The sequence below is a fragment of the Desulfocapsa sulfexigens DSM 10523 genome (assembly GCF_000341395.1).
In the GTDB taxonomy this organism is placed as follows: Bacteria; Desulfobacterota; Desulfobulbia; order Desulfobulbales; family Desulfocapsaceae; genus Desulfocapsa; species Desulfocapsa sulfexigens.
This window is the reverse complement of record NC_020304.1, coordinates 1,473,386-1,497,293: the sequence shown is the minus strand read 5'-3', so window position 1 is coordinate 1,497,293 and position 23,908 is coordinate 1,473,386. Positions and strand designations below refer to the sequence as shown.

The following is a 23,908-nucleotide window of genomic DNA, read 5'->3' as shown; positions in this document are numbered from 1 at the left end:
TGCTCCTTCAGCACGTACCTGCTGATATTTGGCTCGTTTCAATACACTGTTTTAACGCGGTAAGACTTGCTTCAATATGATGGGGAATCGATCCTGCCATTCGTACCGCAGTCATACTGCTCTTGATATCTTTGAGGCCATTACCGGTGTTAAGAACAACGATGCGCTCCCGTGACGTAACCAGGCCATCCGCCACAGCCCGTATAAGACCAGCATATGCGGCGGCACCTGCCGGTTCTGCAAACACTCCGACCCCCCGTGCCAGGAGAGAAATTGCAGCCAGAATCTCATCATCACTGACGACGACGTAGGCCCCATCCGTCTCAGTCACAGCGGCAAGAGCCTTAATTCTATCCCGAGGCAGTCCCGCACTGATACTGTCAGCCACGGTAATTCCTGAGACCGGTGCTTTGGTCAGAATATCCTCATCGTTCTTCCACGCCTCATACATAAAGTTGCTGCCCTCGGCCTGAACTCCGATAAGACGAGGCATACGATCAATCCAGCCCAATGCCATAAGATCCTTGAACCCCTTATGAAGGCCGCCGATGATGCAGCCATCACCAACAGAAACCAGAACCACATCAGGAGCATCCCAATTCAGCTGCTCACATATCTCGTAGGCGGCGGTCTTTTTACCCTCGGTCATATAGGGATTATAGCCTGTATTACGATTGTACCAGCCATATTCAGCTGCAGCTTCAAGGCAGAGCTCAAAGGCATCATCATAACTGCCCTTGACCAGCATCACCGTGGAGTTATAGACCAGAAGCTGGGCAATTTTTGCCTCCGGAGCCGATACCGGCACGAATATCACATTGGCCTGTCCCACACTTGCACATATGCCACTGAGAGCTGCGGCAGCGTTGCCGGTACTAGCGGTCGTTATAATTTCGGCCCCGCTTTCTCTGGCCTTGACCACAGCAACCGCACTGGCCCGATCCTTAAAACTTGCCGTGGGCAGACGGCCATCATCCTTCACCCACAACTGCTGCAAACCGAGTTTCCCGGCAAGACGCGGTGCGTCATAGAGAGGTGTCCAGCCAATCGCAAGAGGTGGCACTTCGGCATCTGCAAAAACGGGGAGCAGAGGCTTGTAGCGCCAGATGGAATAATCCCGGTTCTCCTCAAGACTCTCGCGGCTGATACGATTATTGATGAGATCATAATCATAATGTACATCCACAATCCCCTCGTTCTCATGCTCGGGACAGACATACCTGATATCCTCAGGTACATATTCCCTGCTGCAGATAAGACACTTCAATTTTGTGATATGATCCATACGCTTTTTTCCTGCTGCTAAAGAAACAAAAAAAGGAGATGAGTTAACCGCACCCCATCTCCTTTTTTATCTGACAAATTACGAAATAATAAAAGGACTATTTCGGAATATTTCCATGAACACCTTCAACGTAATAATTCATCCCCAGAAGCTCCTCATCACTGAGCGATTTTCCAGCTTCCACAACAACTTTGCCACTCTGATCTTTAACCGGTCCCTGGAAAGGATGGAAAGATCCGTCAGCAATATCTTTTGTTGTTTTTTCAACAAGTGCTACAACCTCAGCAGGAATTGCAGCATTCATGGGTGCCAGCTTAATGGATCCCTCTTTTATACCACTCCAGACAGAGTCTGACTTCCAGGTGTTATCGAGGACAGCCTGGGTAGTTTTGGTATAGAAATCACCATAGGTATGGGTGGCTGCTGTAAGATGGGCCTTGGGACCATATTTGGACATATCGGAATGGTAGGCAATGGCATAGACGCCCTTTTCTTCGGCAGTAAGAGTTGGAGCAGTTGAATCGGTATGATGGGTGATAACATCGGCACCCTGGGTGATAAGTGCCTCGGATGCTTCACGCTCTTTGCCCGGATCAAACCATGAATTTACCCAGATCACCTTCACCTGGACATCAGGATTGACAGATTTGGCCCCAAGGGTGAATGCATTGATGCCACGGATTACCTCAGGGATAGGGAATGCTGCAACATACCCGAGGGTGTTGGACTTTGTCATCTTTCCAGCCACAATTCCGGTCAGATAACGGCCTTCATAAAAGCGACACATATAGGTACCGACATTCTTGGCGGTTTTGTATCCGGTGGAATGCTCAAAGTGTTTTTTGGGAAACATTTTAGCAACCTTCAGGGTAGGGTTCATATAGCCAAAAGAAGTGGTGAAAATCAGGTCATGGCCGCTTTGCGCCAGATCTCTGATAACACGCTCCGCCTCAGGCCCTTCAGGTACACTTTCGATATACTTAGTTACGATCTTATCACCGAGATTTTTTTCAAGCTCAAGCCGTCCAAGATCATGCTGGTAGGTCCAGCCTGCATCCCCGATAGGACTGATATAGACAAAGCCTACTTTCAATTTATCTTCAGCCGACGCAGACAGGGAAAATCCCGCCACACAGACCAGTAGAATAAAGACGGATAAGACCTTTTTCTTCATGCTTGCCATCTGTTTCTCCTTGTTTAAAATTTACGATGCATTGAACAACTTTAATTTACCTGATTACCATCGAAACTCAGCTTTGCAACCCGGAGCTGTTCCGTGTCGATTATATGGGACGCCATAAACCCATCCCTGGGGGCTCTGCTACGGCCATCCGGGCCGCAGATGCCCACATAATCAACACGAAACAACTCCTCCTCAGGCGGGTAGGCTGAGGATCAGTGGTAATCAGGTTGATTTATATTTAAAAGTTTAACAGTGCTTCCGGTTCATTCGGCCAGGACAGTCAATAATAGTTTTCCCTATATTGACTGTCCTGGCCGAATGAACCGGAGGTGCTGATGAACTTTTACTGGTTATCTGGATGATAGGTTATACCTAGCGACGCCGGTGAATTCAATCGTATTGTACTCTGGTCTCTGGAAATAAATACCAATACCACAATCGTCGCCACGTACGGCAGCATGGACAAAAGCTGCGCCGGGATATCAATTCCGAACCCCTGGACATGGAACTGGGCTATTGTAATGGCACCGAAAAGATAGGCACCAAGCATCACCCTGGCAGGTCTCCAGCTTGCAAAAACAACAAGTGCCAGAGAGACCCAGCCCCTTCCGGCAACCATACCTTCCACCCACATGGGTGTATAGGCAACCGAGAGATACACGCCTCCAAGCCCCGCCATGGCACCACCAAACAGAACTGCAATATATCTGATTTTAATGACGTTATAACCAAGTGCATGGGCAGATTTCGGGGCCTCTCCTATCCCCCGCAGCAGAAGGCCCGTCTTGCTTTTATACAAAAACCAGGAAATAGCGACAAAGAGGGCACCGGAACAGTAAACAAGAATATCATGAGAGAAAAAGAGTTGCCCGACAACAGGAAGAGTACTCAAAAAGGGGATATTGATATCAGCCACACCACCAAGGGCAATACTGGTGTAATCAAGGCCGAGAAATGCGCTCAATCCAACACCAAAAATAGTCAAAGCAAGTCCACTGGCAACCTGGTTCGCCATCAGGGTCAGGGTCAAAACACCAAATATTCCCGCCATAAGTGCCCCTGCAGCCATCCCGCACAGAACAGCTACCAGAAGGCTTCCTGTCTTAGCCATGGCTATAAATCCGGAAATCGCACCAACCAGCATCATTCCCTCAACACCCAGATTTAACACCCCGGATTTTTCGGTGATAAGTTCACCAAGAGCTGCATAGACAAAGGGGGTTCCAGCTGCTATTGCCGCGATCAGTATATGAATAAATATATCAAAATCCATTAATTGACCTCCAGTTGCGGCGAATTCAGGCGCACTCGGTAGTTGATAAGAAAATCCGCTGCGAGGAGATAAAAGAGCAGGAGCCCCTGGAAAATCCCGGTCACCGCAGAGGGCAGATCAAGGTTCATCTGCCCCGATTCGCCACCCAGATAGAGAAGGGCCATAAGGAGGCTTGAAAGAAAGATTCCGCCGGGATGCAGTCTCCCGACAAAGGCGACTATGATTGCAGCATAACCGTAGCCAGGTGATACCGAGGGGAGAAGCTGACCAATGGGGCCAGCAATTTCGAGGACTCCGGCAATACCGGCTGTAAGCCCACCCGAGAGCATTCCAATCCAGATCAGTTTTTTATATTCAAACCCTGCATAGGATGCTGCTTTCTGAGCAAGCCCCGCCACCTGAAGCTGGAAACCGGTAAAACTTTTTAACAGAAATACCCATCCGACAATAACGCCCGCAAAGGCAAGCAAAACACCGAGGTGCAGCCGTGTTCCCTCGATAAGAACGGGCAGCATGGCAGAATCACCAAAAAGCACGGACTGCGGAAACCCGTAACCGTTAGGATCCCTCAGAGGGCCGTGCACAAAAAGGGCCAGGAGCAGGATAGCCACATAATTCAGCATAAGGGTTACCAGAATCTCGTTGGCATTAAAAACTGTCCGTAGAAATGCCGGGATCGATGCCCATACAATCCCTCCCGCGGCTCCGGCCAAAATCATAAGTGGCAGTATAAAAAAACCATTACTGTCGTTAAATATAATTGCAATATAGCCCCCAAAGAGAGCTCCAATGGTAAGTTGCCCCTCGGCGCCGATATTCCAGATGCTTGCCCGAAAACCGATGGCAAGCCCGGTACCAATAAGCATGAGCGGTGAAGCCTTTATAAAGAGTTCGCCGATACCGTACAGGTCATTGATGGGTTCGACAAAGAAGGCATGAAATGCCTCCATGGGATCTTTACCGAGCAGAGTAAAAATAATGAGTCCGCTGATCAGCATAAGTAGTGCCGCAACCACAGGAGACATATATCTCATGGTTCTTGAAGGTTCGGATCTGGGTTCTATCTTAACGAACATGGCTCTCCTGATTTTCATTGGATACTTCATGAGCAGTGCTCTTATCAGCGGGCCCCCCCCGGAACAGGCCACTCATCCATACCCCTATATCTTCTTTGGTGGTTTCATGCACATTAACCGAAGAGGAGACGCAACCTTCCGCAATAACAATAAGACGGTCACATATTTCAAAGAGTTCATCGAGTTCTTCGGAAACGACGAGAACTGCAGAACCATTGTTACGCAGATCAATCATGGACTGGCGGATCACATTTGCGGCTCCGACATCAACGCCCCAGGTTGGCTGCGACACCACGAGAAGTGCAGGGGATTGAAGAATTTCGCGTCCGGTAATGTATTTCTGAATGTTACCACCGGACAAACTGGTAATGAGATCGTCCCTGGTACCGCATTTCACTGCAAAACCGCTAATACACTTCTGGGCAAAATCAGCAGCCTTATCAAATCTGAGTAAGCCCTTTTTAACCATCTTATGACGGTGCGCAGTGAGAATTGCATTCTTGGAAAGTGACATTCCTGGCACAGCCCCTCTTCCAAGGCGTTCTTCTGGAACAAAGCCCAGGCCTCTGTTTCGTCTTTGATCAGGATTCAGATGACCGACGGGCTCGCCACAAATAGTGATACAATCTTTATCCTCGACAGGTCGTTCACCACTGAGCGTGTAGAGAAGTTCCTGTTGACCGTTCCCGGAGATACCTGCAATACCAAGAATTTCTCCACTCTTCACCGAGAAACTGATATTTTTAAGAGCCGTTCCGAATGGATCAGCAGAAGTCCTGGAGAGATTTTTTACCATAAGACACTCCCCACCATCGATAACCGGTCTATCCTTGGAACAGACGGGGAGATCCTTGCCAATCATCATCTTTGCCAGACTGGTAGTTGTTTCATTAGCAGGGATGGCATAGCCCGTGACCTTACCACCCCGTATTATTGTGGCGCTGTGACACAACTCCATAATTTCATCGAGTTTATGACTGATATAGAGAATGGAACATCCTTCATCGGCGAGACGCCGCAGAGTTTCAAACATCTTGCGAACAGCCTGGGGGGTCAAAACAGATGTGGGTTCATCCATGATCAGCAGTTTGGGCTGTTGAAGAAGACATCTGATTATTTCCACCCTCTGACGAAGACCTACGGAGAGGGAATGAACCAGGCGCCCCGGATCAAGCGGGAGACCATATTCTTCAGAGACCTTCCGAATGCGACTGGCCAGCGAATCCATACTTGTATAGTCGTCCATGGCCAGGGCGATATTTTCAGTCACAGTAAGAGTCTCAAACAGGGAAAAATGCTGGAAGACCATGCCAATGCCAAGCTTTCTTGCATGCGCCGGGTTTTGGATTGAAACCACATTACCATTCCAGAGTATCTGCCCCTTATCCGGTTTGACAACGCCATAAATCGCCTTCATCAGAGTACTTTTCCCGGCACCATTTTCACCAAGAACTGCATGTATCTCTCCGGGGCCAATTGTCATATCAATGGAATCATTGGCAATGACAGATGGATAAACTTTGGTCATCCCTTTTAATTGAAGACGTGGCGTTTCAGTCATAGTTTTCCTGAAAAATGTTCGTATTAATCATCCCGTTTATGCACCAGACAACCATTCACATAGGTGTGGAAAATACTTCTATCGTCACCGAGTATAATAAGATTAAATAACAGGTCGGCGATATTTTTTGACGTTTCCAATCGTTTGGCCTGAAGGACAGTTGCCGCAGGATCAAGCACCACGAAATCAGCCTCTTTACCAACACTGAAATTACCGATCAAATGATCAAGGGAAAGCGCTCTGGCGCCACCCAGGGTTGCTGAATAAAAGGCCTCGTAGGCCGAGAACTTCTGTTTTTGCAGCTGCATCACTTTATAGGCTTCACTCAGGGTCTTCAGCATACTAAATGATGTACCACCTCCAATGTCGGTGGCTATGGCAACATTCACCTGTTTTTCTCTGGCACGGTTGAGATCAAACAAACCACTCCCGAGAAAGAGGTTAGATGTTGGGCAAAAGGCGATGGCGGAATCGGTATCGAGCAGAGAGTCCCATTCCTGATCTTCCAGGTAAACACAGTGAGCGAAAACACAGCGGGTGCCTGTGAGGCCATAATGATGATAGACATCAAGATAACCGGAGCGTTCCGGGAATAATGTCCTTACCCACTTTATTTCATCTGCATTCTCCGACAGATGGGTCTGCATATAGGTATCTGGAAATTCTTTTTTCAGCCTTCCCGCCATTTCAAGCTGTTCCGGGCTGGATGTCGGGGCAAACCGAGGGGTGATCGCGTAGAGAAGACGCCCCCGTTTATGCCATTTTTCTATCAGTTTTCTGCTTGCATCGTAACTGCTCTCAGGGGTATCAAGCAAATATTGCGGAGCATTTCTGTCCATCATTATTTTGCCGGCAATAATCCGCATGTTCTGCTTTTCTGCAGCGGTAAACAGTGCCTCCACCGATTCGGGGTGAACAGTGCAAAAAACCATGGCCGTGGTCGTACCGTTGCGCAGAAGCTGGTCGATAAAAAAGTCGGCCATCTTTGCCGCATACGCTTTATCCTGATACTTTCTTTCAGCAGGAAAGGCATAATTTTCAAGCCACTCCAGCAACTGTTCACCGTGGGCCCCAACTATCTCCGCCTGTGGGTAGTGAATATGGGCATCGATAAAGCCGGGTACGATCAGCTTATCCGGATACTGGTGGACGGGACAATTTTCAGCAATTTTATCCCTGCCCTCTTCCCAGTCACCAAACCATTCAATATGCCCGTTTCTCAACAGCAACAGACCATCCTTAAGATGGCGAACCGTATCTGCAAGCTCGGACGGACAATCTGCAACATCAGCGAAATCAAGGAACTGACCCCTGATGGCAGCTGTGGTTTGACTTTCCTTAACCATTTTTACCGGCCGTTTCCACCGCATTTATGATGGTCTGGTATCCGGTACAGCGACAAAGATTACCCGCGTGACCCTTTTTAATCTCTTCACGGGACAGTTCCTTCCCCTTATTCTTCTCCAGGAAAGAAGTGGTGGTCATAATAAGACCGGGAGTGCAAAAACCGCACTGAACAGCGCCTTCTTCCACGTAGGCCTCCTGGACAGAAGAAAGTTTTCCATCCCGGCACTCGCCTTCGGTGGTGCGTATTGCCCTGTTATTTGCCCAGGTCGCAAGATAGAGGCAGGAATCGACTGGAATATTGTCTACAAGCACGGTACAAGCTCCGCATTCCCCCACGCCACAGCCATGCTTCACACTGGTGTAACCAAGCTCACGGAGCAGATCCATAAGGGATTTACGCACATCGACAGCCATCTCATACTTTTTGGTGTTAATCGTCAATTTGATATTCATGGTCTGCATTACAAGGCACCTCCCTGATTTTCCACTGCCTGCCGAACTACTCTCTTCGCCAGGGTTCGAATAAGATGGAGACGAAATTCCCTGCTCGCCCGCCAGGATGTACGTGGCCTGACATCCTCTTCAATGGCATCGGCCATGGCCTGGAGGTTTTCCTCACTGACAGTCTTATTCTCCATGGCTCTTTCGGCATTTCTGCAGCGGACAGGGGTGGGTGCTGCAACCGTAAAGGCAATTTTCAGCGTTTTGATGATATCACCGTTCATCTTTACAGCGGCGCCACTGCCGATGGTAGCAATATCCATGGCTCCGCGCATGGCATATTTATAATAGGAGGCGCTGAACCCGATATAATTTTCCGGCCGGATCCGAAAATACTTAAGCAGATCCCCTTTTTGAAGAATCGTCCGTCCCGGCCCCGTATGAAAGCCGTTAATGGATTCTGTCCGTTCACCCTCAGGACTTTCCACCACCAGCTCAAACTCATGGATAAGGGCTGCACAGGCGCTATCCGCACTCACGGCACCATTGCAGATATTTCCCCCCATGGTGCCGCAGTTCCGAACCTGCGGTCCACCTATGGTGGCGAGGGATTCGGCAATAACAGGGACATATTTTTGAATGAGTTCGTGCTCCATTATTTCAGTGAAAGTGGCAAGCGAGCCAATACAAATATTCCCTTCCCCATCGATTGTAATCTCTTTAAGTTCACGGAGTCCGTTGATATCAACAAGATGACCATAGTCAGTGTTACCACCGTGGAGCCGGACAAGGACATCGGTACCGCCGGCAATAATTCTTGCCTTTTCATCGGCAGCAAGTGCTTCTACTGCATCCTTGATGCTTTCTGCAAAATGATAATTTTCAATTGGAAACATGTTTTTGCTCTCTTAGATAACCATTTTGTAAAATCTCAACTTTCCTGCTATCTCGTCATTCCCGCCTGTGCGGGAATGACGAACCAAGCGATAGTTCATTAGTCCGTCCTAGATAAGTCCTGCATTTTTAAAATGCTTAAACAAAACCTTGGGGGTCATAGGGATCTCATTGATTTTCACCCCGGTTGCATCCCATATCGCGTTACGAATAGCAGGCCCCTGGGAAATAATGGGAGGCTCACCCAGGGATTTATTACCATAAGGACTCGTGGGGTCAAAGGTTTCCACAAAAGCACACTGAAGATCCGGAATATCTACACAGGTGGGGATTTTATAATCCAGCAGATTTCCATTATAAATCCTGCCGCTTTCAGGATCAACCAGCAACTCTTCAAACAGGGCCATGCCGACACCCATCCCCATTCCACCATGAACCTGACCCTCAGCAGAGAGTGGGTGGATTATTTTCCCTGCATCATGGACATTGATGATCTGTCTGATGGTGACGGTGCACATTTCAATATCCACTTCAAGATCAACAAAGGTGCATCCATAACTGGGTGCATTGGTACAGGTCTTGCTTGATACTTCGGCGGTTAGCTGTCCACCGCGTTCTTTATGGTAATAGCTGTCGAGTGCCAGATCGTGCAGATCAAGCAACACGCTCTCCGGCTGATCCCTGCGAATTATTTTTCCACCTGTAAGATCAAGAGTCTCTGCCTCCTCACCCGTCATCAGCTGATAATGTTCAAGGATTTGTGCCTTTAGTTTTCCTGCCGCCCGGTGGACTGCTGGAGCGGCAACATAGGTCTGACGTGAGGCGTAGGCCCCGGGGTCAAATGGTGAGACATCGGTATCCTGTTCCGAGACCACATGAATTGCATCGTAGTCAACCCCAAGTGTTTCTGCAGCCATCTGAGCCAGCGCTGTATCGGATCCCTGACCAATTTCTGTGGCTCCTATCTGCATATGAACCGTTCCGTCCTGATTAAGCACAAGCCGACAACCTGCAATCTCCACACAGGCCGGATAGGTACCGGAACCGTAGCTGAAGGAGGCCACTCCGAGTCCCCGGCGAATATTCCCTTCCTGCCTGGCATATACTTCTTTTTTCACGTCCCAGCCTATGGCCTCACGCCCTTTTTCGAGACATTCTACCATCCCAACAGAGTGTTCCTTATTTCCTGTCTTGGAGATGATATCAGCAGGTCTGGCCGAGTTTTTGATGCGGAAATCGACGGAATCCATACCAAGCTTACGGGCAACCTCTTCAAGGACACTTTCAACACCGAAAAACAACTGGGGAGAGCCATAAGCCCGCATGGCCCCGGCCGCAGGAATATTTCCGTAATGAGTGGTCGCTGAAAATTTTGAGACACTGCGCGGATAGAGGTTACAGAATTTTGATCCTGCAGCCATGGGAATGGAGTGCCCGTGGGATGCATAGGCTCCGGTATTAGAGATCACGTTCAGATCAATAAATTTTATGATACCGTCATTGCTCACCCCGGCACGGGCCGTGACGGTCTGACCATGACGGGTGCGGGTAGCAACAAGACCTTCTTCGCGTTCCAGTTCAATTTTGACCGGAACGCCACCAAGTTTCCTGGTGAGAAAAGCAACCATCGGTTCGAGGACAACATCCTGCTTGTTGCCAAAACCACCGCCGATATAGGGCTTAATGACACGGATCTTTGGCCACGGCATATCAAGTGCCTGGCCGACTATCCTGCGGCAGATATGGGGAATCTGGGTGGAACTGACAACAACGATATGGTCGTTGTCATCCATATAGGCGTATGCCACATGGTTTTCCAGATGACAGTGAAGAATAATTGGCGTGCTGAAGGTATCCTCGACAACGAGATCCGCCTCTTTCTCTGCATCTTCAAGCTTTCCACCGATCTCAAAAGTGGTGGATTTAATACTATTTCCACCCGGATGTATGGCAGGGGCATCCTCAGCCATGGCAGCCTCGGAAGTGACACAGACAGGAAGTTCCTCATATTCGACAATCACTGCCTTTGCCGCCTGTGCTGCGGTGAGAAGATCACGGGCCACCACTATGGCCACCTCATCACCATGATAACGGACATGATCGGTCAGCAATAATCTGTCTGCCACATCCTGATGATCAGGATCAAGGGAAAAGGGATGGCCAGCCGTTGCGAAAAGAATTTTGGGGACATCCTCATGGGTAAACACAGCCTCGACCCCTGGTATAGCTAGTGCCGCAGTCGTGTCAATACTCTTAACAAGCCCATGGGCAATGGGGCTCCTGACATACTTTGCATGCAGCATACCGGGCATACTGAAATCATCGGTATAACGGGTTTTTCCGGTAACCTTTGCCCTGACATCTTTTCGTATATGTGATTGTCCTACTGCCATATTCAGATCTCCATTGCTAATCTGTTGTTTGCAGACACCCTGTATAATTATGTTTGACTCTTTGTTTTTTTATAAGGAAGCACCAGATTCAGAATAATCGCTGCCAGGCCTCCCGTGGTAATGCCCGAGGCAAAAACATTTCTAATCTCGGCAGGGGCAACATTTTTCAATACTTCAGGAACCATGGTCACCCCCAGCCCCAGTCCCAGGGACACCGCAACAATCAGGGTGGAGCGGTTATCCATTTCCTGGGTAGCAAGAATCTTTATTCCAGCCGTGGCGACCGTACCAAACATAAGAATAGTGGCCCCGCCAAGAACCGGCTCCGGCATAATACGAAAAATTCCGGCTAAAACCGGGGACAATCCCATTAAAACGAGAATTCCAGCGATAAAATACGCAACATAGCGGCTGGCAACTCCTGTTAGCTGGATAACACCGTTATTCTGACTGAAGGTGGTATTGGGGAATGTATTGAATAAACCGGCCAGAAAGGAATTCAATCCATCGGCAAGTATACCGCCCTTGATTCGACCGATGTACAGATCTCCCGTCACCGGTTGTTTGGATATCATGGAGGTGGCGGTGAGATCGCCAATGGACTCGATAGCGGTAATGACATAGACAAGACCGATGGCAAAGAATGCGCCCCAGGAAAAATCGATGCCATACTTGAGCGGTTGAGGGACGGTAAAGAGATCCATCCCTTCCAGCCTGGAAAAATTCACCATTCCCAAGGCTGCCGCCACAATATAACCAACAGTCAGGCCGACAACGATGGATGACATGCGCAGGTATTGATTTTTGCTCATATTCAGCACCACAATGATGCCAAGCACCAGAAAGGCGATCCCAAGGTTCTGAAAACTGGCAAAGGCATCGGGAACATTGGTCATCACATAAAAACCGCCGGCCATGCTTACCAGGCCGACCTTGATCAAGGTCAGACCGATCAGGATCACCACAACACCGGTAACAACAGGGGTAATAATTTTTTGCGCCATATGGAGAAAACGGCTGATAAACATCTCTATAAAGGAACCGGCCATGACACAGCCAAAAACCACGGCAAGGGCCGTATGGGCATCGGCCTGATTTTTCACGGCGATGGCCGCTCCGATTATCGGGCCTAAGAATGCGAAGCTTGTGCCCTGGATGGCGAGCAGTCCGGAACCCACAGGCCCCATCCGTTTTGCCTGAATAAAAGTGGCGATTCCGGAAACAAGCAGGGTCATACTGATAATATAGGAGGCATCGGAAACATCGAGTCCCAGTGCATTACTGATAATTATGGGAGGGGTCACAATGCCGACAATGGAGGCGAGCATATGCTGGATGGCCGCAAAGAAGGCAATAAGTACTGGAGGCCTGTCCTCAAGGCCGAAGATGAGTTCTGAATCGAAGGGAGTTGCCTCGGCTTCAGCTATCGACTGCTTTTCTTCAATCGTACTCATCTCAATTTAGTCCTCCGGTAAATGAATATCCGCGTGAGCTCTTTCTACAAATGATTAAAATTGTGTAGTATTGCTTCGAGCACACCTCCACCAACGGCCATGGCTTTATCCGATGCAGTTGTACAAAAAACCACCTCAGCACGGGGGTCGATATCGCCAAGCTTTGTCCCCCTGTCCACCGGAGTGGCCGAGCGCAACAGGCCTCGTATGACTCCGGAAATATTTGCGCGCACCGGAGAAGAGTCTACCCGTGCCACACATTGTCCCTTCTCCACCGTATCACCTATATTGCAGTCTGTCGTAAACATTCCTGCATTTGGCGCCCGCAGCAAACGTTCATTATTGTAACCGCCTATGTTTCCGGGAATCCCTGTATCGGGTGCGGCACCACCATCCCGGATAACTCTTCCCAGATGATGCCCTCTTTGGGTTTCTATTACACAGTTCACATCTCTGCCAGCTGTAAAACCTGGACCGAGACCGATAACAAGTTCAGCATCATCAATCATGGTACCGAGATTACGTTTGGCTATAATAGCATCGATCACAATGTCGGGTCGGAGTTTTTTGATACTTTCTCCCACCGGATCGACCATAATCGAAATAGTTGTATCCGGTGTCCATTGCCCTGGCATCTCCGCATCATCAATACGCCTTGCTGTAACACCTTCAATAGAAACTTTTCCGATGGTAATTGCTTCTGAAAAAGAAACCAGGCGACGAACCGCCAGGGGATGTTCCGTCTCAAGAAGGAGTAAACGCCTGAACCCCGAACGATACAGCCTGAGTGCCACACCCGTTGCCAGGTCTCCGGCACCCCGCATAATAATCTTTAGACTTGCCAGATCTTTCATAAATATATTGCTCTGCTCCGTCATTCCCGCCTACGCGGGGATGACGAAATGCCTCATTCTGTCCATCAAGACTAAAATGGTCTTCTTCCGTCCAGCAGACGGAAAAGAATCGCTGCTTCAGCCACTATTCTCAGGCTCTTGCTCTTCACATCGGTTTTCAACTCAACATTGCCAGCCTCCAGGGAATCTTTTGCAAGACTGAGCTTTACTTCATCATCTTCAAAAAGGAGTGCGGTACCACCATCAGAAAGTGTGGCCTCTTTGCCATTGTGGATAATTTTCATTATACCGGGTTCTACCATAAAAAAACCTTCTCCATGCGCCTCAAGACTGGCAGCGGAAAGGTGGACATGGGGCTTATCCATATAGGGAGCGCCACTGGTGGGACAGAAGGTCCTGCAGTTTCCGCACTCGTTACAGAAATCGGGAATATTGATAACCTGATAGGCCTGGCTCAGCCGTATTCGTCTCACCGTTTTCACGCTCCCGTCACCAAGAATATGCTGTTCCGGATAGGAAACAGGATCGGCCTTCAGGGCAACATTGGCCCTGTTGGGACAGACAGTCACACAGACATTACAGACCAGGTCACACTGAAGGCAGCGTGAGGCCTCGGCCATCGCATCCTCTTTGCTGAGGGTTCCGACAAAGAGATCAAAGTTCAAGCGTTCATGCGGAGTCAATTCAGGAGGTTTGACACCGAACCTGCGGGTTGCATTGTGCTTTTGCATCTCGATGAGATCGAGCCTGCGATCCTCGGCAGGCGCAAGAACAACTTTCGACTTCAGTCCCGAGGCGGCCACAATGGATTCCGTTACCCTCCGGCCATGGCCAATGGCGTTAATGAGTGATGAAATAGTAATCACATCGCCTCCCGCGAGGACAAAGGGCAGGGATGAGCGCAGGGATTTTCTATCGACACTCAGTTCGCCATCCGGCAGAAAATCCAGTTTCACCTGCTGACCGATGGCTACAATGATACTATCCGTTTCGATGATATAATTTTCGCCCTCAACCCTGACCGGACTACGCCGCCCGGAATCATCGGGCTCCCCGAGTTTCATCCTGGCTACTTCAAGACCGCTGACCTTTCCATCACTCACCCGGACAGCCTCGGGTCCGGCCAATTCAACGACACGCACACCCTCTTCAATGGCCCCGATAATTTCCCCATGATCGGCCGGCATCTGCCTGCGGGTCCGACGGTAGACAATGGAGACCTCTCCGGCTGTTCCGACCAAACGCTTTGCCGTACGCGCCGCGTCCATTGCCGAATTGCCACCCCCGATAATACTAACCCTGCGGCCGATATCAGGAAATTTCCCCTGCCGCACATCACTCAGGAAGTCGAGATGATCAACCACTCCTGCAGCATCTGCACCTGGAATATTCAGGCGGGAACCCTCCTGGGCACCGATGGCAATATAGACAAAATCATGGGACTGACGCAGCTCCGCAAACTTCTTTTTATCAACGGTCACTCCCGTATGAAGAGATGCGCCAAGTGCGAGAATACGGTCGATATCCTTTTTCAGACTGCCATCATCAAGTCGAAAAACCGGAATGGCATCCGATGCCATTCCTCCAGCAAATTCCTTGGATTCGAAAATATCAACCCGGTAACCTTCAAGCCTGAGAAAAAAGGCAGCGGAAAGCCCGGATGGACCAGCACCTACGATTGCCACACTTTTCCCATTGTCCGCCTGAGGAGTAAGTTTGATCTCTTCTTTCTGATTCTGGGCAATGAATCGCTTGATTTCCCGGATGAGCAGAGGGGAGTCATAGTTTAAACGGGTACATTTGTACTGACACGGGTGATCACAGACCATACCCTGCATATTAGGAAAGGGGTTGGTTGCAAGAATGGTTCTGTAGGCATTTTTGAAATCACCACGGGCAGTGAAATCCATATAGCGTGGAACATCCTGGGAAGCGCCACAACTGGTCACACAGGGGGCTCCTGCACAGTCAAATTTAAGCAGAGTACGGTTCGTTTTAACATTTTGATAGGGAAACAGATCCTTACTGTAATGCCCCTTATCAACCACTTCTGCCGCATACTTTCTCAGATTGGCAAGACCAGCGGCGACTGTATCCTCCATGCCAGCCCTGACACAGACCAGATGCTCAAGGGAATCTGCAGCAAGCTCCTTCATGCCCGCAAGAACGGTCTCAGCATACTGCGTAACACGAGCATAGCCACCGGGTTTTAGCAGATCGGAGCAGACGGTAATTGGTGCCATATTGCAGCTTAGCGTTTCAAGGACATTAAAGGTATCGATGCCCGCGCAGAAGGAAATATCAAGATCCCCCTCAAACTCTTCCTGAAGGCGGGCAGCCAGATTTATACTGATGGGATGAAGTGGTCGCCCCGACATATAGCACATGGCCTCGGTTTTTGGCAGATCCTGATCGATATTGGTGGTTTCAAGGGTATTGGTCAGCTTGATGTTAAACTCAACGCCCTTTGCATTGGCAGCATCCTGTAGAGAACGTATCAGGGTGATAGCATCAGGATATTTGAGATCATGTTCAAAGGCAAGATCCGGCACATCGATTTCAAAGTTCAGTTTATTATTGAGAATATCACGTAAACGCTCAGGCCCCAAAAGGGTCGGATTCAGTTTGATGGTGGTATGATAGCCCCGCTCTTCTATAAAATAACGGGCTATTTTTTCTATCTCATCGGGCGGACAACCATGCATGGTTGAAATGGTGAGGTTGTCTGAAATTTTCCCAGGTATACCCAGCTCCTTTACTCTGGGGTAGATAGTAGAAATCTGTTCTATCTTTTCAGCAAGTTCCTTGGAACAATCTTCCATACGATCAAAAAACCGCTGCACCGCAGGACTGTGAATACCTTTTAATTCATAACCGGCACTCATGTTAAAGATAAACCCGGCTTCATCCCCGCCAAAGCCAAGCTTATCCTTTAAAATATACAGAAGGATAAAAGCATTGAGATACTCATTAAAGGATTCATCCAGCTTCAACTCCTGAGACCACTCGCAGTTATAGCCCTCATCTGTCATATCGATGCAGGGCTTGGTCACATCCAGCTCATCAAGTACCTGTATGGTTTTCAGTTCGATATAACGGCTGCCGGTGAGCCAGGCCACGACAATATTCTGGGCCAGCTGGGTGTGTGGGCCGGATGCAACCCCAAGCGGAGTTTCGAGGAGTTTTCCATAGCGGCTCATACGAAAGGGATCTGCAGAATCCGGAATAAAAAATTGTTCTTTGGTGATTCCGAAGATTTCGTTTCGTTCCTCCAGATCGTTCAGGATCCATTTGAGAAGAACGTCAATATCTGTGCAGAAAAAGAGGTCTTTTTTCATCGAGTTTTTACTCCTGTATTCGTAACTTTCGCCTGATATACTGCCCCGAGCCTTTCGAACCGAGAAATTCTCCATCACGGACAAGAATATTCCCACGAAGGAGTACCGTTTGGGGCCAGCCTTTTACCACCATTCCGACATAAGGAGTGTAATCCACATGCTGATGCAATACTTCCACACTCACAATCTTTTCTTCAGCCGGATCAAGGATCAAAAGATCAGCATCCGCGCCGACCTCAATACTTCCTTTTTGCGGAGACAATCCCATAATACGTGCCGGGTTGGTGGCAACAAGCTGAACAAAGCGATTCAGATCAATCCGGTTCTTGAGCACGCCCTCTGAAAAGAGTAGAGGCACCCGGGTTTCGACTCCGGGAACACCGCCGGGGGAACAAAAGACATTTGTTTTTCCCCGTTTCAGCTTTTGGGCAAAGGAGAATGAGCAGTGGTCAGTGGCAACCACATCAATTGTTCCGTCGGCAAGACCTTCCCATAATGCATCACAGTCTTGCTGTTTTCTAAGAGGTGGGGCCATGATGTATTGAAGCCCTCTGTCATTCGTCTTCTGGTAACAGCTATCGGTGAGAGTCAGATACTGAGGACAGGTTTCCGCATAGATCGGAAGCCCCTTCTGTTTTGCCTTTCTTATGAGCTCAAGCCCTGAGGCGGTGGAGAGATGAACAATATAAAGCGCGGCGTTGCCGGCTGCCTGGGAAAGTGCAATCAGCCTGTTGATAGCCTCTGCCTCAGAGTAATCGGGACGGCTCTCAGGATGACTGGCAGGATTTGAGACATCACCGTAATCACTTATGGATTGCGTTAGCTCGCCTATGATTGCGTGGTTTTCTGCATGAAATGCCGTCAGCCCGCCAGCTGCATGGCTGGCTTTCAAGACCTGGATGATATCATAATCTCCGAGACGAGCAGCATAGGTCATATAAACTTTGAGACTTGGTGTTCCGTTCTTTGTCAGATCCTTGATCGCACACAGCACATGATCGTCAACATGTTGAACAACACCGTGAAAGCCATAATCGATGACCATTTCATCTCGGGCCTGTTCACGATAGAGATCAATCTGATGGCTCAGCTCACAGCCGGCAGGACCAAATCCCGGATGTTCAACAATCGAGGTGGTACCGCCATGGACAGCGGCCACAGAGCCATGATAAAAACCATCACTTACCCTTTCCTCACCAACCTGCAGATTCAGGTGGGTATGAACATCAACGGCACCGGGCATAACGTAACAACCGGCAGCATCTATAATATCCCAGTCAGCTAGACGACCAGGACTTCCACCAATGGCAACAACACGTCCGTCCTCAATCAGAATATCTGTCTGACGCGTTTCAGTGGCCGTTACCACCGTACCGCCTGTTACCAGTGTGCTCATACTCTACTCACTCAACTGTTTCCAGAGCCGTTGCCCCTGCTCACGCGCATAGGAAAGTATTTCCTCCTCATCCACCAGTGTTGACTTTCGATCTTCGACAATCACCCGCCCCTGGGCAATAACCGTATTGACATGAAGTGCTTCCAGGCCAAAGAGAAAATGACCATAAAAATTATCGTCGCTGACATCGGTTGGGGTATCATAGTCCAGAACAACAAGATTATTCTGACCATCACCAATCCCTTCAAACTGACCAAGATAGTTGTGAACATTACGAAATCTGCGATACACTTCGTCGTAGCCAATACCGCCGGTGGTGGAACAGGCCAGATGATGGGCCTTGGCGGAACGGAGCATATCATTATGCATGCCGTCTGTCCCCAACATGACATTGCTCAGCCAATCGTAATCGGTGAGACCCACGTTGTTATTCTGGTTCGATTCCACATTGGAGACAACCCAGACCGGGGAATCCGCAATTATTTTTCGTTCTTCATCATTGCAGTGGACGCAGTGGCCAAGGATGGTTTTGGAACTTTCAAGCCCTCCCAGATCACGAAGCCGTTCTCCAACCCGTTTGCCATAGGTCTGTTCACAGTGTATTTCATCGGCAACATCTTCGGCGACATGGATATGAAGGCCGGTATCATACCTACGGGCAAGGTTTACGGATTTTTCAAAGAGAGCGTCGCCCACGGTAAAGGAGGCGTGGAGACCGACAAGGCCCGGACGACCGGAGGCAAGATAGGATTCATGTTCGGCCAAGCTTTTTTCAGCAGACTCGACACCATTTCTATCGGAGGATTCGTGGCACATAAGGTGCCCTATGCCGCATCGTTCAAAGGCCCTGGCAACGGTCTCCAGACTGCCGCTCACATGCATGGGAGAGGCGTGATGATCGATGCAGAAGGTCACTCCACGACGGGCCATCTGCAAAGCAGCACCCAGAGCACTGGCCTCGACCATATCCCTGTCGAGTCGTTTATCCACCCGCCACCACACATACTGCAGAACCTCTGAAAAGTTTGTCGGAATCCTTGGTGGTGCTGGCATACCGCGGCACAGTGTAGAATAGATATGATGGTGGCCACAGCCAAAGGAACGGGTAACAAAGCGGCCTTTGCAGTCAAGCACCCGGTCGCCATCCTCACGTTCTCCGGTTGGAGGGATGGTATCGACAAGACTCACCCCACCACTTGCACCAGAGGCCACCGCAAGATGAGTAGAAGTAACAGTAAGTGTTCCGGCATCGATATATCGAGTATTCTTGAGATACAGAGTCATAGAATTACTCCCGTCTATTTCTTTTTGATGGGTTCAAGAGGCAGAGAGTATCTGCGCTTTCCATCATAATCGCAAAACGCGTTGGCAATGGCGGGTGCGGTGGCAATGCAGCCGATTTCCCCAACCCCCTTTGCTCCAAATGGCCCTTCCGGATCATTGGATTCCACTCCAATCACCTCAATTTCAGGCAGATTATTGATTTTGGGGATACCCAGTGCCCGGTATTTTTCCGAGGTCAGCCTGCCATCTTGAAGTGGCACGGTCTCACTGAGGGCATACCCAACCCCCATGGCCACCCCTCCTTCAATCTGTCCCTGAAACAGTTTAGGATTCAGGATTCGTCCGGCGTCGTGGGAAGCAATAATCTTTTCAAGATTGCCATCCCCGTCCAGAATGGCAAGATTGGTGGCGTAACCGTAGGAAATATGTGAGATAATTTCACCGGGTTTTCCATCGGCCTGGGTGTAATCGCAGAGAAACTCTCCGCTATAGGTTTTTCCAGCCAGTTGCTTCAGGGATTGAGTTTTTAAATCTTCTTTCAATCCCTTCGCCGCATCGATAATGGCACGACCAAGGAGCAGAGTGCCGCGACTGGCGGTGGTGGGGCCGCCGATGGCCCCGGAAGCTGTGGAGACATAGGGTGTTACCAAATCAATATCGGTGATTCCGGTTGCTTCACACAGGGCCTGACGGGCAATCGTGTGCACCCCCTGTCCCATCTCCGTCCAGCCATGGTGGAGAATAATTTTGCCCCCTTCATGGATTTCAATAAAAACCCTGCTCAGCTCAGGGATACCATTTCCCACTCCGCAATTCTTCACAGCGCAGGCAAGTCCTTTGTATTCGGCCCTGTCATAGGCATCTTTCACACTGAGCAATGTTTCCCTGAGCCCCACACTTGCGGTAAGCACCTGGCCGGGAGCCAGCATACGACCGATATCGAGGGCGTTATCATAACGGAATTGCCAACGGTCAAATCCGCCTTTCAGGCAAAGTTCATCGATTAGGCTTTCCAGGGCAAAGGTGGCCTGGTTGACTCCGAATCCCCGCATGGCACCACAGGGAATATTATTGGTATAGACCGACCGCGCCTCAATATCAACGGCTTCAAAATGGTATCCGCCACTGGCATGGGTACCTGCCCTGTCCATCACCGGACCACCAACGGAAGCGTAGGCTCCAGTATCACCAAGTATTCTGGCATAGAGTCCAGTGAGCATCCCCTTATCATCACAGCCAATTTCATACTCCATACTGGTTGGATGTCGCTTGGGATGCATCCGGATGGATTCGGGTCTGGTGAGCTTATACTTCACCGGCCTGCGCAGCAGATGGCAGGCAAGGGCGGCGTGGCCCTGTACGGTCATATCCTCCTTACCGCCAAAAGCACCGCCGCAGTCGACAACTTCCACCTCAACCTGACTTTCCGGGAGAGCCAGCTGATGAGCAATCTCATCACGTTCCCGATAGGGCCCCTGACTCTGGGAAAAAACCTTGATCCCATCGTCCTGAGGAATAACGACACAGCATTCCACTTCCAGGAAACCGTGATCAACGGTCTGAGTTGTAAAGGTTCCTCTGGCGACATGGGCCGAACGCTGCAGCAGCCCTGCGCTGTCCCCCCGCCTGATAATCTTTTCACCAAGAAGGTTACCGCTTTCATGCACTTTAATCGGGCTTGTAAGAGCCTGATGCATATCGGTCAGCGCTTCCAGAACTTCATACTCAACCCTGATCTTTTGCACTGCGGCCCGTGCCTGAACCTCGGTATCGGCAACGACGGAAGCCAGCACATCACCAATATACCGTGTAACCTCGCCGACCTCCAGCATAAGGGGCCAGTCTTCTACGATAAGTCCGGAGTTCCGTTGTCCTGGGATATCGGCAGCCAGCAGAACCCTCCTCACCCCCTCCTGTTTCTCCGCCTCGCTGATATCGATGGAAAGGATTCTCGCCCGCGGATGTTCCGAAAATTTCAGAGCACCGTGGAGCATCCCCTCAAAACGCAAATCATCGACAAAGGGCTTGCGGCCGATTGCCCGCTCAACCGCCTTGAATTTAGGACTCGATACACCGATGCCCGGCCTCTCTTCAAAAGGAGTATCCTTTTGCTCCGCCATGGCAGTTGCTGCGGCAAGAACCGCATCAACAATTTTCACATAGCCGGTACAGCGACAGAGATTAAAACGCAGTTCCTTTTCAACCTCTGCCCTGCTGGGATTACTGTTTTTCTGCAGCAGTATTTTGGTTCTGGTTAGAAATCCGGGAGTACAAAAGCCACACTGTACTGCACCCTTGGCCACAAAGGCCCTGCCAAGAGTCTGCAGCAGAGATTCTGGAAGTCCTTCGAGGGTGACAACATTTTTCCCGGCAACGTTCTTCATGGGAGTGGCGCAGGCAAGAACTGCCTTTTCATCCACTTCCACCAGACAGGCCCCACAGGCGGCCTGCCCCGAACAGCCATCCTTGGCAGCAGTCAGATTCAGATCGCTACGCAACCAGGAGAGAAGCGACACATCTTCATCACCTGTGTATTGTACCGCTTCACCATTGAGTGTCAGTTCAATCATAACTTCCCTCTCTGTACTTTTTGTACCCTAGCCCGGATTTCTCATGAACATCGTGCTTCTTTAGATAAAGACATTGCAATACAAACAGTTAAGCAAGCATAAGTACTGTTGCTAAATTTACACGATGTTCACCAGAGGTCAGTCCAGACGACGTCATCTTCTGCAGTATTTTTGTAGTAAACATAGGTTACTATAGTTTTCTACAAAAAACTTTGAACCTGACGCCGTCTGAACTGATGAGAAATTCGGGCTAGCTCTGTGAAACAGGTGTAGAGACTGAAGGGGCTCAGGCTGAAGGAAAGAACCATTGCTGCAGCCTTCAGCCTTTCTGTGCCTTCAGCCTAAAACATCCGAGGAGTTGCACGATCCATCAAGCTCTGCAGTATGTCGGCAGAATTTTTCTGCTTGGATAAAAATATCATAGCTGCAATGATGTAGGGCTTGTAACTGGCCTCTTTATACTGGGCCACGCGGTACCGATCAAAAACCGACGCCTCAACCTCACCGTGTTCACAGGAGACCCCGCTGATATCGGCCGGCAGACAGTGCATATAGAGGGCAGAACCATTATGGGTGGTGGCCATAAGCTCTTCGGTGCAGGTCCAGTTCATATGCTTTTTATTTTGACTCAGCAGTTCCCGTTCCAGGGCCTTGATACCATCCATATCATTTTCACCATAGAGATCGGTACGTTTTTCCATGGCGGCAAAGGGTGCCCAGCTCTTGGGATAGACAATGTCGGCATCCTGAAAGGCCTCGGCCATGGAGTTCGATTTGGTGAACCGTCCGCCGGATTCAGCAGCCTGTCTTGCAGCCACTTCTTCAACCTCGGGCATCACTTCGTAACCTTCTGGGTGAGCGAGCGCCACATCCATTCCAAAACGGGTCATCAGGCCGATCACCCCCTGGGGTACGGAGAGAGGTTTTCCATAGGATGGCGAGTAAGCCCAGGTCATGGCAATCCTCTTCCCGGCCAGATTTTCAATACCGCCAAAATGCTTGATGATATGAAGCATATCAGACATGGACTGGGTGGGATGATCGATATCACACTGGAGATTCACCAGAGTGGGGCGCTGTTCAAGTACCCCCTCGTCGTGACCGGACTGCACTGAACGGGCCACATTCCGCATATAGGCGTTTCCCTTGCCAATATACATATCATCCCGGATCCCAATAACATCCGCCATAAAGGAGACCATATTGGCCGTTTCACGGACGGTTTCACCATGGGCAATCTGTGATTTTCCCTCATCAAGATCCTGCACTTCCAGGCCGAGCAGGTTGCAGGCACTGGTAAAACTGAAACGGGTACGGGTTGAGTTGTCACGAAACAGTGAAACACCCAGCCCTGAATCAAAGATACGGCTTGAGATATTCTGTTCCCGCATACCGCGAAGAATTTCCGCCACGGTGAAGGTGGCACTGATCTCATCGATGGATTTTTCCCAGGTCAGGAGAAAATCATTATTATACATTTTCTGATAGTCCAGGGTGGCAAGTTCCCTGATTAATTCTTCAATCCCAATTCTGTCCATTTGTTGTATCTCCTGATAAGA

At 49.6% G+C, this 23,908-nt stretch carries 16 protein-coding genes; all 16 read right to left on the bottom strand.

The features are described 5' to 3' along the window. Positions 1 to 7: 7 nt before the first annotated feature. Complete coding sequence (locus UWK_RS06585; RefSeq protein ID WP_015403576.1) at positions 8 to 1,285, bottom strand: threonine synthase; 1,278 nt, start codon at positions 1,283 to 1,285, stop codon at positions 8 to 10. 97 nt (positions 1,286 to 1,382) lie between these two features. Beyond that, the gene (locus tag UWK_RS06580) at positions 1,383 to 2,468 is read right to left on the bottom strand and encodes a BMP family ABC transporter substrate-binding protein (RefSeq protein WP_015403575.1); all 1,086 of its coding nucleotides are present in this window, start codon (positions 2,466 to 2,468) and stop codon (positions 1,383 to 1,385) included. Between the two features lie 343 nt (positions 2,469 to 2,811). Then, the gene (locus tag UWK_RS06575; RefSeq protein ID WP_015403574.1) at positions 2,812 to 3,741 is read right to left on the bottom strand and encodes an ABC transporter permease; all 930 of its coding nucleotides are present in this window, start codon (positions 3,739 to 3,741) and stop codon (positions 2,812 to 2,814) included. After that, positions 3,741 to 4,817 carry an ABC transporter permease gene (locus UWK_RS06570; protein ID WP_015403573.1) on the bottom strand — a complete coding sequence of 359 codons (1,077 nt, stop codon included), beginning with the start codon at positions 4,815 to 4,817 and terminating at the stop codon, positions 3,741 to 3,743. The genes UWK_RS06575 and UWK_RS06570 overlap by 1 nt, the downstream gene beginning before the upstream one ends. After that, positions 4,807 to 6,378: an ABC transporter ATP-binding protein gene (locus UWK_RS06565; protein ID WP_015403572.1), complete on the bottom strand. Its 1,572-nt coding sequence runs from the start codon at positions 6,376 to 6,378 to the stop codon at positions 4,807 to 4,809. The genes UWK_RS06570 and UWK_RS06565 overlap by 11 nt, the downstream gene beginning before the upstream one ends. Before the next feature lie 23 nt (positions 6,379 to 6,401). Further along, on the bottom strand, positions 6,402 to 7,724 hold the full coding sequence (guaD, locus tag UWK_RS06560; protein ID WP_015403571.1) for a guanine deaminase: 1,323 nt from the start codon (positions 7,722 to 7,724) through the stop codon (positions 6,402 to 6,404). After that, on the bottom strand, positions 7,717 to 8,187 hold the full coding sequence (gene xdhC / locus UWK_RS06555; RefSeq protein WP_015403570.1) for a xanthine dehydrogenase subunit XdhC: 471 nt from the start codon (positions 8,185 to 8,187) through the stop codon (positions 7,717 to 7,719). Before xdhC ends, guaD begins: the two co-directional genes overlap by 8 nt. Further along, complete coding sequence (gene xdhB, locus UWK_RS06550; protein WP_015403569.1) at positions 8,187 to 9,062, bottom strand: xanthine dehydrogenase subunit XdhB; 876 nt, start codon at positions 9,060 to 9,062, stop codon at positions 8,187 to 8,189. Before xdhB ends, xdhC begins: the two co-directional genes overlap by 1 nt. Before the next feature lie 108 nt (positions 9,063 to 9,170). Continuing rightward, positions 9,171 to 11,453, bottom strand: coding sequence for a xanthine dehydrogenase subunit XdhA (gene xdhA / locus UWK_RS06545; protein ID WP_015403568.1), 2,283 nt, complete (start codon positions 11,451 to 11,453; stop codon positions 9,171 to 9,173). Positions 11,454 to 11,500: 47 nt separating this feature from the next. Further along, entirely contained in the window at positions 11,501 to 12,907 is a 1,407-nt protein-coding gene (locus UWK_RS06540; RefSeq protein WP_015403567.1) for a uracil-xanthine permease family protein, read from the bottom strand. Positions 12,908 to 12,951: 44 nt separating this feature from the next. Continuing rightward, positions 12,952 to 13,785, bottom strand: coding sequence for a selenium-dependent molybdenum cofactor biosynthesis protein YqeB (yqeB, locus tag UWK_RS06535; RefSeq protein WP_015403566.1), 834 nt, complete (start codon positions 13,783 to 13,785; stop codon positions 12,952 to 12,954). A 47-nt stretch (positions 13,786 to 13,832) separates the two neighbouring features. Continuing rightward, positions 13,833 to 17,099, bottom strand: coding sequence for a putative selenate reductase subunit YgfK (ygfK, locus tag UWK_RS06530; protein WP_015403565.1), 3,267 nt, complete (start codon positions 17,097 to 17,099; stop codon positions 13,833 to 13,835). A gap of 7 nt (positions 17,100 to 17,106) precedes the next feature. Beyond that, positions 17,107 to 18,495, bottom strand: a complete 1,389-nt coding sequence (hydA, locus tag UWK_RS06525; RefSeq protein WP_015403564.1) for a dihydropyrimidinase — start codon at positions 18,493 to 18,495, stop codon at positions 17,107 to 17,109. A gap of 3 nt (positions 18,496 to 18,498) precedes the next feature. Then, positions 18,499 to 19,779: an amidohydrolase family protein gene (locus UWK_RS06520; protein WP_015403563.1), complete on the bottom strand. Its 1,281-nt coding sequence runs from the start codon at positions 19,777 to 19,779 to the stop codon at positions 18,499 to 18,501. A 14-nt stretch (positions 19,780 to 19,793) separates the two neighbouring features. After that, on the bottom strand, positions 19,794 to 22,349 hold the full coding sequence (gene xdh, locus UWK_RS06515) for a selenium-dependent xanthine dehydrogenase (RefSeq protein ID WP_015403562.1): 2,556 nt from the start codon (positions 22,347 to 22,349) through the stop codon (positions 19,794 to 19,796). Between the two features lie 341 nt (positions 22,350 to 22,690). Beyond that, positions 22,691 to 23,887, bottom strand: a complete 1,197-nt coding sequence (gene ygeW, locus UWK_RS06510) for a knotted carbamoyltransferase YgeW (RefSeq protein ID WP_015403561.1) — start codon at positions 23,885 to 23,887, stop codon at positions 22,691 to 22,693. Between the last annotated feature and the right edge of the window lie 21 nt (positions 23,888 to 23,908).

Bases quoted from the DNA above. Each gene is read 5' to 3' on its own strand.
- UWK_RS06575 (WP_015403574.1), bottom strand. From the start codon at position 3,741: ATGGATTTTGATATATTTATTCATATACTGATCGCGGCAATAGCAGCT.
- UWK_RS06570 (WP_015403573.1), bottom strand. From the start codon at position 4,817: ATGTTCGTTAAGATAGAACCCAGATCCGAACCTTCAAGAACCATGAGA.
- xdh (WP_015403562.1), bottom strand. From the start codon at position 22,349: ATGATTGAACTGACACTCAATGGTGAAGCGGTACAATACACAGGTGAT.
- xdhA (WP_015403568.1), bottom strand. From the start codon at position 11,453: ATGGCAGTAGGACAATCACATATACGAAAAGATGTCAGGGCAAAGGTT.
- guaD (WP_015403571.1), bottom strand. From the start codon at position 7,724: ATGGTTAAGGAAAGTCAAACCACAGCTGCCATCAGGGGTCAGTTCCTT.
- UWK_RS06585 (WP_015403576.1), bottom strand. From the start codon at position 1,285: ATGGATCATATCACAAAATTGAAGTGTCTTATCTGCAGCAGGGAATAT.
- xdhC (WP_015403570.1), bottom strand. From the start codon at position 8,187: ATGCAGACCATGAATATCAAATTGACGATTAACACCAAAAAGTATGAG.
- yqeB (WP_015403566.1), bottom strand. From the start codon at position 13,785: ATGACGGAGCAGAGCAATATATTTATGAAAGATCTGGCAAGTCTAAAG.
- xdhB (WP_015403569.1), bottom strand. From the start codon at position 9,062: ATGTTTCCAATTGAAAATTATCATTTTGCAGAAAGCATCAAGGATGCA.
- UWK_RS06540 (WP_015403567.1), bottom strand. From the start codon at position 12,907: ATGAGTACGATTGAAGAAAAGCAGTCGATAGCTGAAGCCGAGGCAACT.
- UWK_RS06565 (WP_015403572.1), bottom strand. From the start codon at position 6,378: ATGACTGAAACGCCACGTCTTCAATTAAAAGGGATGACCAAAGTTTAT.
- hydA (WP_015403564.1), bottom strand. From the start codon at position 18,495: ATGAGCACACTGGTAACAGGCGGTACGGTGGTAACGGCCACTGAAACG.
- UWK_RS06520 (WP_015403563.1), bottom strand. From the start codon at position 19,779: ATGACTCTGTATCTCAAGAATACTCGATATATCGATGCCGGAACACTT.
- ygeW (WP_015403561.1), bottom strand. From the start codon at position 23,887: ATGGACAGAATTGGGATTGAAGAATTAATCAGGGAACTTGCCACCCTG.
- UWK_RS06580 (WP_015403575.1), bottom strand. From the start codon at position 2,468: ATGGCAAGCATGAAGAAAAAGGTCTTATCCGTCTTTATTCTACTGGTC.
- ygfK (WP_015403565.1), bottom strand. From the start codon at position 17,099: ATGAAAAAAGACCTCTTTTTCTGCACAGATATTGACGTTCTTCTCAAA.